This is a genomic window from Rothia sp. HMSC064F07 (assembly GCF_001837265.1).
GTDB classification, from domain to species: domain Bacteria; phylum Actinomycetota; class Actinomycetes; order Actinomycetales; family Micrococcaceae; genus Rothia; species Rothia mucilaginosa.
The window spans coordinates 17,145-30,775 of sequence record NZ_KV831920.1; the positions used below are offsets into that span (position 1 = coordinate 17,145).

The window sequence follows — 13,631 nt, forward strand, 5'->3', positions numbered from 1 at the left end:
TGGTTCTTCTGCGAGAGCGGGTTCTCGTAGTCAAAGCCCCACAGGCATTCTTCATCGTTCGGGTCGAGCCAGAACTGCAGCAGACCGGTCGCCGGGTAGAAATCGTTCTCGGGCAGGTCGGCACAGTTAATCTGCGCAATCATACCCAGCGGCTCACCCTTCTCATTGGTTGGCGCAGACTCGCCGGCAGGCAGGTACGGGCGGCCACCGAACTTGGAGGCGGTCTGCGGCAAAGGTTCGGTGGGAACGAAGGGCTTCAGCGCGATAGCCTTCTTGCGGGCACCCTCCTGGTTGAGCAGGTCGATAACGTGCTTCGCCTGCTTCTCGATGTCCTTGAACGGCTTGTTGTCGAGCATTTTAGAGTCTCCTCATTGATGATGTGAAAGTAATACGGTGTCTAGCTGCAAGCCCACTCAAAGACGACCTGCGAGAAATCGCGGGCGGCAAGCGCCTCCGGAGTAATCAGCCAGTTCGCTGCACCGGCATCACTCCATATCACGTACACGTCCTCCTCAGCATCCTCGCCCCACTCCGACTCGATAGTCAGCAGGTTCACCGAGTGGCCGCGCAGCTCCTCAAACTCATCGCGCGGGTCCTCCTGCACGAACGAGGGGTAGCCGCCGATATGCGAGTAATCCCTCTCCTCCGATTCGAAGGGCTCCAGCAGGTTGTAGGAGGCGTCACCGCGTGCGTTCGGTTCCTCGGGCAGCTTCTGGTCCGGGTACATTTCATCCCAGGCGTCAGCGAACTGGTCGTAGATTTCGAAGCCGCCATCCAGGAAGCCCTGCTCCCAGGGCTCGAAGGCGAGCGCGTACTCGACGACCTCCTCGGCAGTACCCTTGCCGTCACGGCCAAAGGGCCAGCCGTAGTCGTCCCAGTTCACGGTCGGGAACGGGGCATCGGGGTTCGGCTCACCCAGCTTCTCGTAGTAGACGACGCGGTGGTTCTTCTGCGAGAGCGGGTTCTCGTAGTCGTAACCCCACATGCACTCCTCGTCGTTCGGGTTAATCCAGAACTGCAACATACCGGTCGCCGGGTAAATGTCGTTTTCGGGCAGCTCAGCGCAGTTAATCTGCGCAATCATGCCCAGCGGCTCACCCTTCTCATTGGTCGGCGCGGACTCGCCCGCGGGCAGGTACGGTCGGCCACCAAACTTGGATGCGGTCTGCGGCAGCGGGGCGTCGGGGCGGGTTACCTTCAGGCGGATTGCCTGCTTGTGGGCGCCACGCTCGTTGAGCGCGTCGATGACGCGGCGTGCCTGCGCCAGGGTCTCTTCGGAGGGCTTGTTCTTCGGCATTGTGTGCTCGTTTCGTCGGTGAATTAATCGGTGTGTAAGGTTCGGTGTGTCGGGCGCGGGGCTACGGTACCGCTGCGCCTTCTACCCCCATTAGACCCTATTTCGGGCGGGCGCGCACCAATTCCGGTCACGAGTGCATCCGGCGGCGACAATCAGGTGCGAAAGCAGGTGCCAAGCGTGCAGAAAGCCCCGCCTCCTCACCCTCATACGCGGGCATGAGAGGTAAGAAGCGGGGCTTCCCGGCGAATCTCTACGAGAGGCTAGAACCTTTAGAGAGCCTTCTCGATGGTCTCCAGAACACCAAGCGCGGCAGCCGGGCCAGCGTTCAGGAAGAACATATCGGCATCCACGCTGTGCGCGTGCTTCTCGGTGACAGCCTTGAGGGTGCTCCACAGTGCCTCACCGGTCAGCTTGGACTCGTCGCCGCCCTGCACACCGTAGAACAGATAGTCGCCGTCAGCCTGGTCAAGCTGCTCGGAGCTCAGGTCGATGGAGGTCTTCTCAACCTGCGCAGCTGCGGGACGTGCCAGGGATGCATCCGCACAGATGGAGCCCACGAACGAGGACTTCGCGAAGATGCGGGTGCGGTCAGCGGAAGCGTACAGGAAGGAGAAAGTCTTCTCGCTGCCAGCCTTCTGACCGACCGACTTCGCCTTGGTGTTGTACTCCTCCATGAGCTTCTCAGCCTTCTCGGTGGTGCCCAGCGCGGCAGCAATCAGCAGGAAGTCCTGCTTCCAGTTGACGCCGGTGCCCTCGGTGACCACGGTCGGCGCGATCTTGGCGAGGGACTCGTACAGCTCGTCCTTCTTGTTGGTGTTGTTGATGAGGATCAGGTCGGGCTTGAGGTTTGCGATGGCCTCAACGTCCGGGTCGGTGCGCTTGCCGACCTTGGCAATCTTGTCGAGCTCTGCGGACTTATCGGAGAACTTGGTCTTCAGGTAGGTGGGGACCAGGTCGGCGTCACCGGCAGTTGCCGCGCCGACGGGCACGATGCCCAGGGAGAGCACGCCGTCGAGCTGACCGGTGGAGAGAATCACGACCTTGGAGGGTGCGGATTTGATGGTGGTTTCACCGCGGAAGTGCTTGACGGTGCGGGGGAATTCGCCGTCAACGGTGGTGGTGCCCATGCCGGAGGGCAGGGCGGAGGGTGCCACCTTCTTACCGGTCGCAGAAGCAGACGCGGAGGAGGAAGAGCCGGAAGTGTTGGAGGAGCCGCATGCCGCCAGGGCGAGGGCGCCGAAGGAACCGAGTGCGAGTGCGCCGAAGGAGCGGCGGGTGATCTTGTTCGTCATATTTGCCATATTATTAGGATAACCTCATATATGCATATGCGATACTTAATACTTATCTATTGATACGTTAAGCATCCTCCGTCCGCACGGGAGCACACCGCTCCCCCACCACCTCCAAAGCCTATGACACCACAGACCTCCCCCTCTTCCGGACCCGCCGTTAGCGCTGCTTCCCTGGCGAAAATTCGTGCCCTCTCCGCTTCTTCGGACGCCGTATCTGGCGCCTCCTCTGGCGGTCAGGGTGGCAAGTCTATCTCGCGTCTGGCGGTTGCGCTCATTATTGGCGGCGTTCTGCTAGTGCTGCTTTGCGCCCTGTCGTTTACGGTGGGTTCGCGCCTGTTCACCCTGGACCGCTCCATTGACGGTTTCCTCCACCCGGAGGCGAACACCATCGAGTCGAAGCTGATTTGGGCGAAGCGTGCCCCGCGTACCGCCGCGGCGTTGCTGGTGGGTGCCGCGTTGGCGGTGTCGGGTGTGCTCATGCAGGCGTTGAGCCGTAACCCGCTGGCTGAGCCGGGTCTGCTGGGTGTGAACTCGGGTGCTGCCGCCTCCGTGGTGGTCGGTGTGGGCGTTTTTGGGGTGTCGTCCCCGTTCGTTCAGCTCTGGCTGGCGCTGGCCGGTTCGGGTCTGGCGGCGGCGCTGGTGTTCGTCATGGGCCTGGTGGATTCTAAACCGAACCTGGATTCGACGGCGCGTCTGGTGCTGACGGGTGTGGCGGTGAATGCCTGCCTGGGCACGATTACCGGCATTATCACGATGTTTAATTCGAAGGCTTTTGATTCGCACCGTTTCTGGGTGGTGGGTTCGCTGGAGAACCGCACCTTTGAGCAGGTGCTGTCTGCGCTGCCCTTTGTGGCGTTGGGTTTGGTGCTGTCGTTCATGCTGATTGGTCCTCTGCGTGCCCTGGCACTTGGAGAGGATGCGGCAGCCGGCCTGGGTGTGCCGGTGACAATGGTGCGTGGCGCGACGATTATTGCGATCATGGCACTGTGTGGTGCGGCGACTGCGGTTGCGGGCCCGATTGGTTTTGTGGGCCTGGTCGTGCCGCATGTGGTGCGTCTGCTGGTGGGTTCCGATATTGCGCGTGTGCTGCCGCTGTCGCTGGTGTACGGCCCGGTGTTGGTACTTGCCTCCGATATTTTGGGTCGCGTTCTGGTGATGCCGAGTGAGCTTGAGGTGGGTATTGTGACCGCCTTTATTGGTGCCCCGGTGCTGATGGTTCTGGTCCTGCGGTTGAGTACGGGTGCGCGCGGTGCGAAGAAGGGCCGCATGGGTTCGAAGGCGCAGGCGCACGATGAGTCGGGTCCGGCTCACGTGTCGGAGCACGGTCCTCATCGTGCTCAGCGCCCTGTTGTGCGTGGTTCGTCTGGTTCGACTGGCGTATCTGGTTTGTAGGCCCCGGTTTCTGAGAGGTTTTATTGTGAGCGTTGTGTCTCGTTCTGTAGCCGGGTCTGCTGTTGCCGGGTCTGTGCGTATCCCTGGGCGTTACCGCACCCCTATTCCGCGTACCCTGCTGGTGGTGGCGGTGCTTGTGGTGGCGGCGGTCGCCTCCCTGGTGTTTGGTAGTTATCAGATGAGCCCTGATCAGGTGTTTCGCCTGATTTTTCAGGGTGAGGGCACGGAGATTGAGCGTCAGCTGGTGTTGAATCAGCGTCTGCCGCGTATGCTTGCCGCCGTGGTGGTGGGTGCGGCTTTGGGCTTATCGGGCGCTATTTTTCAGTCGGTTTCCCGTAATGCTCTGGGTTCGCCGGATATTATCGGTTTCACGGTCGGTTCGGCGACCGGTGCCCTGTCTGTGGTGCTGATTGGGTCGTTGAGTTCTACCGGCGTGGGTATGGGCCTGGGCGCTATTATTGGCGGTTTTGCGACGGCGGCTGTGGTGATGCTTCTGGCGGGTGTGCGCGGTGGTGCAACGATGGGTCAGAAAATGGTGCTGATTGGTATTGCGGTGAGTGCGATGCTCAGTTCCGTGAATGATTACCTGATTACGCGCGGTGATTTGGAGAAGGCGGAGGCGGCGAAGACCTGGCAGCACGGTTCGCTGAATGCGCTGTCGTGGAATCAGATGTCGGTGCAGGCAGTGCTGCTGCTGGTGGCTATTCCGCTGGTGCTGATGCTGACGCATCGCCTGCGCGTCTTGGAGCTCGGCGACGATTTGGCAGCGGGTTTGGGTCTGCCGGTGAAGAGGACCGTGAACATGCTGGTGGCGGCCGCCGTACTCCTGGTGGCTGTGGCGATTTCTGTTGCCGGCCCGATTGGTTTCTTGGCGCTGGTTGCCCCGCAGATTGCGCGCCGCCTGTGGAACACTCCGGGTATGGCGATGTGGCATTCGGCGTTGCTGGGTTCGGTAATTTTGGTGCTGGCTGATTTTGTGTCGGCTCGTGCGTTGGCGCCGTTCCAGATTCCGGTGGGCCTGGTGACGGGCGCGTTGGGTGGCGTGTATATGCTGTGGTTGCTGTACCGTCAGCGCTAGTTGCGCCGTCTTACTCCGTATGAGTGACCGGGTGTTCCCGACTGTGGGGGCACCCGGTTTTCTCTGTTTCGCTAGGTTTCATGAGCGGTTTCACTGGGTTTCACGGGTGGTTTCAGAATTTTTCAGAATTTTCCCAGTTTTACCCCGGGGTAGATTAAAAACTGCTTATCGTGTCAGGGGTCGCTCATAGAGTGTAGGTGTTGGAAGGGACGATCCTTCCAACCGGGCACGCCGTCTCCTGCGGTGTTGCCGCTAGGTTGATTCAGCATCTACGGAAGGAACGGTCATGGAAAACACCACTCACGAGAGCCAGTACGCAAACGCAGAGATTTCCTGCACCGCCGATGAGCAGCTGTGCCGTGATGCAGAGTTCAACCTGCTGATGCAGGCGGGCACCATCGTCCGTATGGAGCGTTTCAACGTGGAGGAGCTCCGCGGCGTTCTGGAGCAGCTGGTGGCGGATGGTTCGTGCTTCCGCACCGCGCCGGTATCCTCGACTATGGGCCGCGTGATGCGCCACCTCACCCGGGGTGCTTCCGGTTACGAGGAGAACCTGCGCGAGCTACGAGCTGCGGCCCAGAACGCTCTGCTATTCGTGTTCCCCCTGGAGAAGGACCTGGAGATGTGCCTGCGCTTTGAGCGTGTGCAGGGTACCGGTCTGGCGCTGACCGGCATGGGCGTGAGCCCGGTCAATGGTGACCTGTGGGTCAAGCACTGGGCCATGCGTTCTCTGGAGTGCACCGATGCGGTATTCGCGGTGGAGTCAGCTCCGGGTGCCTGCAATTTTGAGCTGCGCCGCAAGACGTTCTACGCAATGCTCACGATGGTTGAGCTGTCGACCTTGGGGCTGGCGGCTGAGCCGAAGGACTTCTCCATGTTCGACGATCCGAAGGCTATGTGCACGAAGTTCAAGCGTGAGCGCCGCGATTGCCGCCGCGCGATGCGTGCACAGTACGACCGCGCCGCGTAAGGCATGTGTGTATGCCCTACTCGGCATACGCGTTCAAAGGCCTAGCCAGTGCCGTTTTGTGGACTGTTAGAGCCACTTATTCTTCTTGAAGAACCAGTAGAGGAGCAGACAGGAGACCAGCATCAGCAGCAGGGCCGCCGGGTAGCCGAACTCCCACTTGAGCTCGGGCATGACCTCAAAGTTCATGCCGTACACCGAGCCAACAATGGTGGGCACCATGAGTAGCGCCGCATAGGCGGAAATTTTCTTGGTGTCGTCGTTCTGCTGCTGACCGAGCAGGGTGTCGTGTACGCGCAGGGCGTTTTCGAGGGAGGTGCGGAGGTCCTCCAAACGTTCCTTCGTGTGGACCACATGGTCGAGCACGTTACGGAACTGGCGGGCAAGTTCCACGGCCTCGTCTTCGACTTCGCCTCGGCTCGCGCCCGGGTAGGGGGACGGGTCGAGCGCGCCGGTGCGTAGGCCTTCAATGATGCGACCCATCATCGGTTCGAGGGGTCGGCAGGCTCGCTGAAAGTCAATCACCTGGTTGAGTAGCTCGTATATGCGCTGCGCCAGGGAGTTGGCGTCTTGGCGGTCGTGCGCGGAGAACAGGATGTCTTCAATCTCGTCGTTGTCGTTCTCGAGTCCCTCGAGCACGGGGGCGTACCTGTCGACGGTGCTGTCGAGGATGCGGTGCAGCAGTCGGGCGGGGGATGCATCGGGGGTGGCGTAGAGCAGGTTGAACTTGTCGTTGATGCGCTGTTCGTCGCGAACGAGTGCGAGGGTGTAGCGGGGGCCGGTGAAGAGGTGCAGTTCGCTGAGGCGCACTTCTTCTTCTTTGTCGAGGTAGATGGCGGGGCGGATGACGGTGAAGAGGGAGTCGCCGTATCGTTCTAGTTTGGCGCGCTGGTGGCCTCGTCCGGCGTCTTCGATGGCGAGTTCGTGCAGGTTGAAGGTTTTTTGCAGGGCGTGTAGTTCGTGGATGTCGGGATTGGCGTATCCGAGGGCTACGGCGGTGTTCTCGTCCGCGTAGGCGCGGAGGGTTTCTTCCTCGGTGGCACCCAGCTGAGGGCGGTCCGAGCTCGGGTAGATAGCTCCGGTGATATAGGACATCGTTTTTCTCCTCTGTGCGTACGATTGCGTGCGACGGTACCTGCGGTACTCCCCCAAGAATACGGGATGCACCTCTCCGCAGTCACCCGCAGGCGCCTCCCACCCGCCATGTGATAAGTCTCCGATCACGCTCCTGTCGATAGTATGGGAAAGCCCCCGGCCGGTACCGTGCAGGCACCTTCCGGGGGCTTTCACGTATTGAGCTATTGCGCTTAGTCTTCGTTGATGAGGTCGCGGACCACGATGGTCTGGTCGCGGTCCGGGCCCACACCAATCGCAGAGATACGGCAGCCAGAAATCTCTTCCAGCTTCAGCACGTACTTGCGGGCGTTCTCGGGCAGCTCATCCAGGCTCTTCGCATCCGAAATGTTCTCGGTCCAGCCGTCGTAGTACTCGAAAATCGGCTTAGCGTGGTGGAACTCAGTCTGAGTCATCGGCATCTCGTCGTGGCGCACACCGTCAACGTCGTAAGCCACGCAGACCGGGATCTTATCCAGGCCGGTCAGAACGTCCAGCTTGGTGATGAACAGGTCGGTGAAACCGTTGATGCGCACAGCCTGACGCGCCAGCACGGCGTCGTACCAGCCGCAACGACGCGGGCGGCCGGTGTTCACGCCGAACTCGCCGCCGGTAGTGCGCAGGAACTCGCCCATCTCATCGAACAGCTCGGTCGGGAAGGGGCCAGCACCCACGCGGGTGGTGTACGCCTTCTGAATACCGATTACGCGGGAGATGCGGGTCGGGCCCACACCCGAACCGACGCACGCACCGCCGGAGGTCGGGTTGGAAGAGGTCACGAACGGGTAGGTGCCGTGGTCAACGTCCAGGAAGGTTGCCTGGCCGCCCTCCATCAGCAGGGTCTTACCCTCGTCCAGTGCCTTGTTCAGCAGCTGGGTGGTGTCCACAATCATCGGCTTCAGACGCTCGGCGTAAGACATGAAGTACTCGACGATCTCGTCAACCTCAACGTGGCGGCGGTTGTAGACCTTCACCAGCAGTTCGTTCTTCTGGCGCAGTGCGCCTTCAACCTTCTGACGCAGGATCGACTCGTCCAGGATGTCCTGAACACGCACGCCGAGGCGGCCAACCTTATCCATGTAGGCGGGGCCGATACCGCGGCCGGTGGTGCCGATAGCGCGCTTGCCGAGGAAACGCTCGGTCACCTTGTCCATGGTCTGGTGGTAGGGTGCGACCAGGTGTGCGTTAGCGGAAATCTTCAGGCGGGAGGTGTCAGCGCCGCGGGCCTCAAGGCCGTCAATCTCAGCGAAAAGAGCCTCGGGGTTAACAACCACGCCGTTACCAATCACGGGGACGGCGTTATCACTCAGAATACCCGCGGGCAGCAGCTTCAGCTCAAACTTCTGGCCGTTCACCACCACGGTGTGACCGGCGTTGTTACCGCCGTTGGGCTTGACCACGTAGTCTACGCGGGGGCCGAGCAGGTCGGTTGCCTTACCCTTACCCTCATCGCCCCACTGGGCGCCCACAATCACGACAGCTGACATTTTTGTGCTCCTTGAAAGCCTTGAAGATACGCACCGGATTTCACGGCGCGGCGGCGACCTACCGCCTCATGATCCGGGTAGGCACACCTCTTCTAATGATACCGTGCCCGCCCCTTTAAGTCCCGTGTGACGGGGCGGTAGGCGTGCCGGATCCGGTGCCGGTGAGCCTCACCGGGCACGGCAACGCCCCCATCCGATATTCGGACGGGGGCGTTACCGGCATGAGCTTATGAAGACTACTTGATGATCTCGATGAAGGTCATCGGGTAGGTGTACTGCTCACCGCGGTTTGCGGCCATAGCAGCGAGGCTGTGGAAGATAACCATCAGGATAGCCACAACCAGCGGGACAACCCACAGGATGATGCCCAGGATGCCGAAGGTCAGAATAATCAGCAGCCAGGAAGCCATGCTGACGAGCCACAGGGAGAAGTTGAAGTTGAACGCGCGGCGGGATGCTTCCTTAGTGAAGCCGTAGCCGGGCTTGTCCTTGTAGATGAACCACATGACCAGCGGCGCGAGAATACTTGCGGTTGCGAAGGACAGCAGAGACAGAATTGCAGAAGCCAGGTGCGCGAGCATCGCCATGTTCTGGTCGTCCTTGGAGGAGACTACGTAACCGTTGGGCTGCTGACCCGGCGCCTGCGAGTAGGAGGGTGCCTGCTGGGAGTACTGGTTGTACTGTTCAGGGTTCGGGTTCTGGGACATCTTTCTTTTCCTTAATCTATCGATGAGTGGATATAGCTAATCTTGAGGTGCGGCGGCAGGCTAACTCGCCGTTTTCGGCGGGTGCCCGCCTCGCTCTGCTTAGTCGCAACGCTCGTGATGGTTTCACCCTATCAAGGCAAGGTAAATGGAATATTAACCCTCGCCGGACAACAGACGAAGAAACCCGAATATGACAAGAAAAGACGCCCCTGCCCCTCCACGCGGTGGTACGTGCGTGGAGGGGCAGGTCGTTATACGGTATGGGTTGGCTTGGGGTTAGTCCTGTTTCTCTTCATCAGCGAGCGCAGGATGCGCGGTGGGCTTCTGTAGTGCTACAGGCTCGCGCTGTTCGGCGGCCTCGCGCGGTACTACAGCCTCGTGTAGCTTTGCGCGTTCCTGCTTTTTCAAAAACTCGTACACCGAGAAAGATTCCTCTTCCTCCTTCGTGAAGCCGTTGACGCCCGTGTAGCCTTCCGGCAGGCGGTTGTACACGAGGTAGTACCAGAACTCGGTGGGCAGGGCCTGCCCCTCCTCGATGAGGTCATTTATCTGATTCCGGCGTTTGAAGAGGCGAACAATGCCCAGGATCCACAGAATTGGCACCACAAAGATTGACCCCACGCCAATCACTACGAAAATGAACGCGACCATAAACCCATATTCGGGTTCTACAATGCTGGCAAGAGGCGCCAACACGAAGGGATTCAGCATCAGCAGTACACCAAGCGAAATGTTCGAGAGGGTGAGCTCCTTCTTCAAGTCTTCAACGCTGTACCTCGTCGGCGGCCTATTCACTGGAACGTACCCTACCGGCTGGATCATCGCCGCCCGCGATATGGGGTTCTCCTCAACCTTGACCGGGTTCAGGTGGGCGGCGCACGCCTGCATGGGTGCGGACTCATCCTGGGAGCGGTCGAGCAGGCGCATTTCGATGAGTTTTGAGTCGGGGGTGCCGAAGAGCGGGTCGGGGATGACCGGCAGGCTAGCGCCCGGGCTCAAACCGAGGGATTCCAACTGAACGTACTCGCCGTAGGCGTGCATCGTTTGAGCCTGCGTTGCCTGAGTCTGCATTGCCTGCGCCCGCTCACGGGCAGAAAGCATAGGCTGGGCGGACCCAGCGGACTGGGTGGGCTGGGTGGAGGCGAGCGCTACCGGTTGGTTTTCTACTTCGTTTTCGTGAGTATCTTCTGAGGTGTCTTCCGGTTCGTTGCTACCGTCGGAGTCTTCGCTGTCGGAGGCTTCGTGCAGCTCAGCATCTTCTTGTTCTGAGGCCTGCTGGTCCATGAGTAGCGCCATGTATTCCGGGATGGACTGGTCGGTGTCCCAGAGGGGCTGGTACGCCTCGTCCTTCTTTGCAGCTTCTTTCTTTTCAGTGGGTCGGTCTGCCATGGTCGTCTCCTTCGCTCACCAGACATACTCCTAGTGGCACCACCGTACCAGCGTGCGCTGGGCAGTCCCTTGAAACCTGCCTGATAAAAGCTGAGAAAGAGCCCCCCGACAAGCGCCAACACGCACGTGTTAACACTGCCGGGGGTCAGCACTACCGGAGTCCAAGGACTCACAAGAAGTCGACTATAATCCTTCCGCCGAGTTTGGCGTAGGGCTTGAGGTAGGGCTCGGGGCACTCGGCGGCTGAGGGGCTGGCGCCACCGAAGACATCGAAGAGGCCGTGCCCAGGATCCCCTGCATCTCCTCAGCGTTCTTGGGCAGACGGTCGTACACCAGATAGAACCAGAACGACCCAAGCGGCATAGCCTCCCACTTCAGTGCCCGGTACTTTCGGCTAACTCGGACTAGCGCAAAAAACAGTGCCCCACCCCACAAGAACATGGGAAGACCCATCGTCAGCAGAGAAAGCATCAAGAAGTAGTAGAAGACATACCCACCGATCTGAGGGTCCCCTGTAACGGTAGCCAACAGAAGATAAGTCAGGGGATTTAACACCACACCCACGAAGAAGAGGGCAATGAGCTCAGGCCAGGCCTTCTTCCACAGGTCTGATCCGCGCACCTTGCCCGCAAGTGGGGTCGCTGAGATATACCCGATGGGTCGCGGTGTACCCACTACTTTCCCCTCCTGCCAGGTAGGAAACACACTTGGCACCTGCTGGTTTGCAGATGCGCCAGTATCCGTGCCCATGGGGGACATTCGGCGCATCGTGGGGCCCGGGCGGCCATACAGCGGTCGATTCAGCACCGGGTACCCCTCCGCCGAAGGGAAAAAATTCGCCGCCGGCACAGACGGCGCAGGAGCAGAAACCGCCAGAGCTGGCACCGCAGAATCAGGTGCTGCAGGAACCGCGGAGTCAGCAGGGGCGGATGCAGAACGAGCCTTCTGTATTTCCAGAACCTCCCTCACTGGCTCGGGGATCTCCCCGGTCGGCGGGGGAACGGGCGTTCCATGAAGAAGCAAAGCCGAGTATTCGGGGGCGGGCTGCTCCATATCCCAGAGGGGCTGATACTCGCTATCGCTCTTCTCGGTTGGGTTCTGAGGGTTTTTCGGTGCTTCGCGATGCTCCGCCACGGTGACCTCCTCCAATGCTTGTCTGCTGTTATGTGTCTGTTGTGTTGTCTACATTGTGTGTTCGATGCGCGGGGGCTCAATCCCGCAGCTGTTCTTTGAGCCAGTGGCTCATCTGCTTACGCCTCGTCCGATTCGTTAAGCCGCACAAGGCTCAGAATCCACGCCATACACCAGATGATGCCGGGAATCCCCATGAGCCCTGCGCTCACCTGATTCACCGTTGCAAAGAGAGCTGCGACGAGTTCTCCCTGCCCGAACAGAGCGGTGACGGAGAGAATCCCCGCCGCAATATACGGATTCAGGACGGAAACGGCAAAGAACAGAAACCATGCCCCCGGCTTCTGGGACGAAGTGGGCAGAGGGCCAGGGTCCATCACCGGTTGGTCGATACCATCATCGTGCTGAGGCGAAGTGTCGCCCTCCTGGTTTGTTTTAGAGGGCGGGGTGCATTCGTACACCAGCCGGAACGTGAGTTTCTCCTCGGCCTTACGCCTCCAGATGAGCTGCACCATCACACCTAAGAAATTGATGAGAGCCCACAGGGAGAAGATGAACAGTACCAGCGGAAGAATACCGATGCTTAGCATCGAAAATCCTAGGCCTGCCATAAAAAGATTTGTCAGGGTTTCTTCGCCCAGGATAGGACCTGCCAGTATATAGGCGAATGGATTTGCCGCGATAGCCAACGCCAGGCATACCACCGCCTCCACTCCATCTTTCCCTGAATCCGGCTTACGGTAAGGAACCGGCACGGGGCTGTATCCGACCAATTCGCCGCCGTGCTCCTCCGGCAATTCTCCCTGGGGGAGAGTTCCCTGAACATCATCCGCGTGGATGCGCATCAGCTGCGGGTTGGGGCGACCGTAATACACCTGGGGTGCTACCTTCAAAACACGCTGATGAGGGAAAACAGGTTGGTCGTTGATGGGCTGGTTCTTATCGGTCGTCATGATTCCTCCTCAGCACTCAACACGGCATGTGTTTTTGGACCAATAATTTTCTGATTGGGTTCTTCATCCAGCTCGTACCGGTACATGGAGCTCTTGTCGACAGGGCGGTTATACACGAGGTAAAACCAGAAATCCTCATAGGTCGTGCCCTCACGCAACGCAGCACTAATCTTTCGTACTGCTTTACTCACCACAGAGATCAGCAAACCCGCCCAAAGAATAGGGATAAGCCAGAGAACTATAACGCCCCCAGAAAATACCAGGAAGAGAACGATTGTTTCGAGGAATTCAGTGTCTGTAGCACGGGAATTAAAGAGCAAAGAAGCGAGCGTAAACGGGTTCAGCAGAATCACCAGGAGAACCACGACCAAGGACTCCAGACAAGGCCAAATCGCCCTGGTGTACCGCACGTTTTTCAGCTGTTCACTCAGCGGAACATAGCCCACCGGGTGTTCCGGGCCAGCCAAGATTTTCTCAACGATTTTCCGTTGCGGGCCTATCCCGTCGGGGAGGTGCTGCTGAATGGCGACCGCGCTCATCTGCCCCTGATGACCGGAGGGGTCGTTGAGCAGTTTCATGGGAATTAGGAGGGGGCCCGGTCGACCGTACTGCGGGACCGGTTCGACCTCCAGCGCGCCGCCGGCTGCCAGCAGGTGGGAGCTGTGCATTACAGACTCTTTCGGGGAAATGCGTCGCTTAACCATGGTTCGACCCTCCCTATCCCAGCATTTTTGATAGATGTTCAATAGATGGTTTTACAGTAACAACCGAACCTGAAAAGAACCTGAGCCCAAATGCAAATGAAAAACGTGAAAAAGAAAA

The 13,631-nt window shown here is 59.6% G+C and carries 12 protein-coding genes; 3 read left to right on the forward strand and 9 right to left on the reverse strand.

Annotated features, from left to right (window positions below; genetic code table 11):
• From HMPREF2712_RS00600 to HMPREF2712_RS00610, 3 genes are all read right to left on the reverse strand, one after another.
• Positions 1 to 356 (reverse strand): DUF1963 domain-containing protein (locus HMPREF2712_RS00600; RefSeq protein WP_141762555.1); only part of this gene is annotated, 356 nt, incomplete at its 3' end.
• Between the two features lie 41 nt (positions 357 to 397).
• Positions 398 to 1,297 carry a YwqG family protein gene (locus tag HMPREF2712_RS00605; RefSeq protein WP_070818989.1) on the reverse strand — a complete coding sequence of 300 codons (900 nt, stop codon included), beginning with the start codon at positions 1,295 to 1,297 and terminating at the stop codon, positions 398 to 400.
• A gap of 269 nt (positions 1,298 to 1,566) precedes the next feature.
• A complete protein-coding gene (locus HMPREF2712_RS00610) occupies positions 1,567 to 2,589 on the reverse strand; it encodes an ABC transporter substrate-binding protein (protein WP_065423914.1) in 1,023 nt (340 codons plus the stop codon).
• A gap of 123 nt (positions 2,590 to 2,712) precedes the next feature.
• Between HMPREF2712_RS00610 and HMPREF2712_RS00615 the strand changes: the two genes are divergently transcribed.
• From HMPREF2712_RS00615 to HMPREF2712_RS00625, 3 genes are all read left to right on the forward strand, one after another.
• Positions 2,713 to 3,984, forward strand: coding sequence for a FecCD family ABC transporter permease (locus tag HMPREF2712_RS00615; protein WP_070818990.1), 1,272 nt, complete (start codon positions 2,713 to 2,715; stop codon positions 3,982 to 3,984).
• Positions 3,985 to 4,009: 25 nt separating this feature from the next.
• Entirely contained in the window at positions 4,010 to 5,062 is a 1,053-nt protein-coding gene (locus HMPREF2712_RS00620) for a FecCD family ABC transporter permease (RefSeq protein WP_070599210.1), read from the forward strand.
• Between the two features lie 286 nt (positions 5,063 to 5,348).
• Positions 5,349 to 6,032, forward strand: coding sequence for an integrase (locus HMPREF2712_RS00625; protein WP_070818991.1), 684 nt, complete (start codon positions 5,349 to 5,351; stop codon positions 6,030 to 6,032).
• Positions 6,033 to 6,098: 66 nt separating this feature from the next.
• On the opposite strand, the gene HMPREF2712_RS00630 is transcribed toward HMPREF2712_RS00625, so the two are convergent.
• The 6 genes from HMPREF2712_RS00630 to HMPREF2712_RS00660 all read right to left on the reverse strand — a co-directional run bounded on the left by HMPREF2712_RS00630 (position 6,099) and on the right by HMPREF2712_RS00660 (position 13,513).
• A complete protein-coding gene (locus HMPREF2712_RS00630; RefSeq protein WP_012904285.1) occupies positions 6,099 to 7,124 on the reverse strand; it encodes a magnesium and cobalt transport protein CorA in 1,026 nt (341 codons plus the stop codon).
• Positions 7,125 to 7,336: 212 nt separating this feature from the next.
• A complete protein-coding gene (locus HMPREF2712_RS00635; RefSeq protein WP_049338292.1) occupies positions 7,337 to 8,629 on the reverse strand; it encodes an adenylosuccinate synthase in 1,293 nt (430 codons plus the stop codon).
• 236 nt (positions 8,630 to 8,865) lie between these two features.
• Positions 8,866 to 9,336, reverse strand: a complete 471-nt coding sequence (locus HMPREF2712_RS00640) for a DUF4870 domain-containing protein (RefSeq protein WP_070818992.1) — start codon at positions 9,334 to 9,336, stop codon at positions 8,866 to 8,868.
• 276 nt (positions 9,337 to 9,612) lie between these two features.
• Complete coding sequence (locus HMPREF2712_RS00645) at positions 9,613 to 10,725, reverse strand: pyruvate ferredoxin oxidoreductase (RefSeq protein ID WP_070818993.1); 1,113 nt, start codon at positions 10,723 to 10,725, stop codon at positions 9,613 to 9,615.
• Positions 10,726 to 11,975: 1,250 nt separating this feature from the next.
• Complete coding sequence (locus tag HMPREF2712_RS00655) at positions 11,976 to 12,809, reverse strand: type VI secretion protein (RefSeq protein ID WP_070818995.1); 834 nt, start codon at positions 12,807 to 12,809, stop codon at positions 11,976 to 11,978.
• Positions 12,806 to 13,513 carry a hypothetical protein gene (locus HMPREF2712_RS00660; protein ID WP_141762553.1) on the reverse strand — a complete coding sequence of 236 codons (708 nt, stop codon included), beginning with the start codon at positions 13,511 to 13,513 and terminating at the stop codon, positions 12,806 to 12,808. The genes HMPREF2712_RS00655 and HMPREF2712_RS00660 overlap by 4 nt, the downstream gene beginning before the upstream one ends.
• Positions 13,514 to 13,631: the final 118 nt, after the last annotated feature.

Excerpts from the sequence above, each read along its gene's own strand:
- HMPREF2712_RS00630 (WP_012904285.1), bottom strand. The coding sequence starts at position 7,124 with ATGTCCTATATCACCGGAGCTATCTACCCGAGCTCGGACCGCCCTCAG.
- HMPREF2712_RS00635 (WP_049338292.1), bottom strand. The coding sequence starts at position 8,629 with ATGTCAGCTGTCGTGATTGTGGGCGCCCAGTGGGGCGATGAGGGTAAG.
- HMPREF2712_RS00615 (WP_070818990.1), top strand. The coding sequence starts at position 2,713 with ATGACACCACAGACCTCCCCCTCTTCCGGACCCGCCGTTAGCGCTGCT.
- HMPREF2712_RS00605 (WP_070818989.1), bottom strand. The coding sequence starts at position 1,297 with ATGCCGAAGAACAAGCCCTCCGAAGAGACCCTGGCGCAGGCACGCCGC.
- HMPREF2712_RS00640 (WP_070818992.1), bottom strand. The coding sequence starts at position 9,336 with ATGTCCCAGAACCCGAACCCTGAACAGTACAACCAGTACTCCCAGCAG.
- HMPREF2712_RS00645 (WP_070818993.1), bottom strand. The coding sequence starts at position 10,725 with ATGGCAGACCGACCCACTGAAAAGAAAGAAGCTGCAAAGAAGGACGAG.
- HMPREF2712_RS00655 (WP_070818995.1), bottom strand. The coding sequence starts at position 12,809 with ATGACGACCGATAAGAACCAGCCCATCAACGACCAACCTGTTTTCCCT.
- HMPREF2712_RS00660 (WP_141762553.1), bottom strand. The coding sequence starts at position 13,513 with ATGGTTAAGCGACGCATTTCCCCGAAAGAGTCTGTAATGCACAGCTCC.
- HMPREF2712_RS00610 (WP_065423914.1), bottom strand. The coding sequence starts at position 2,589 with ATGACGAACAAGATCACCCGCCGCTCCTTCGGCGCACTCGCACTCGGT.
- HMPREF2712_RS00625 (WP_070818991.1), top strand. The coding sequence starts at position 5,349 with ATGGAAAACACCACTCACGAGAGCCAGTACGCAAACGCAGAGATTTCC.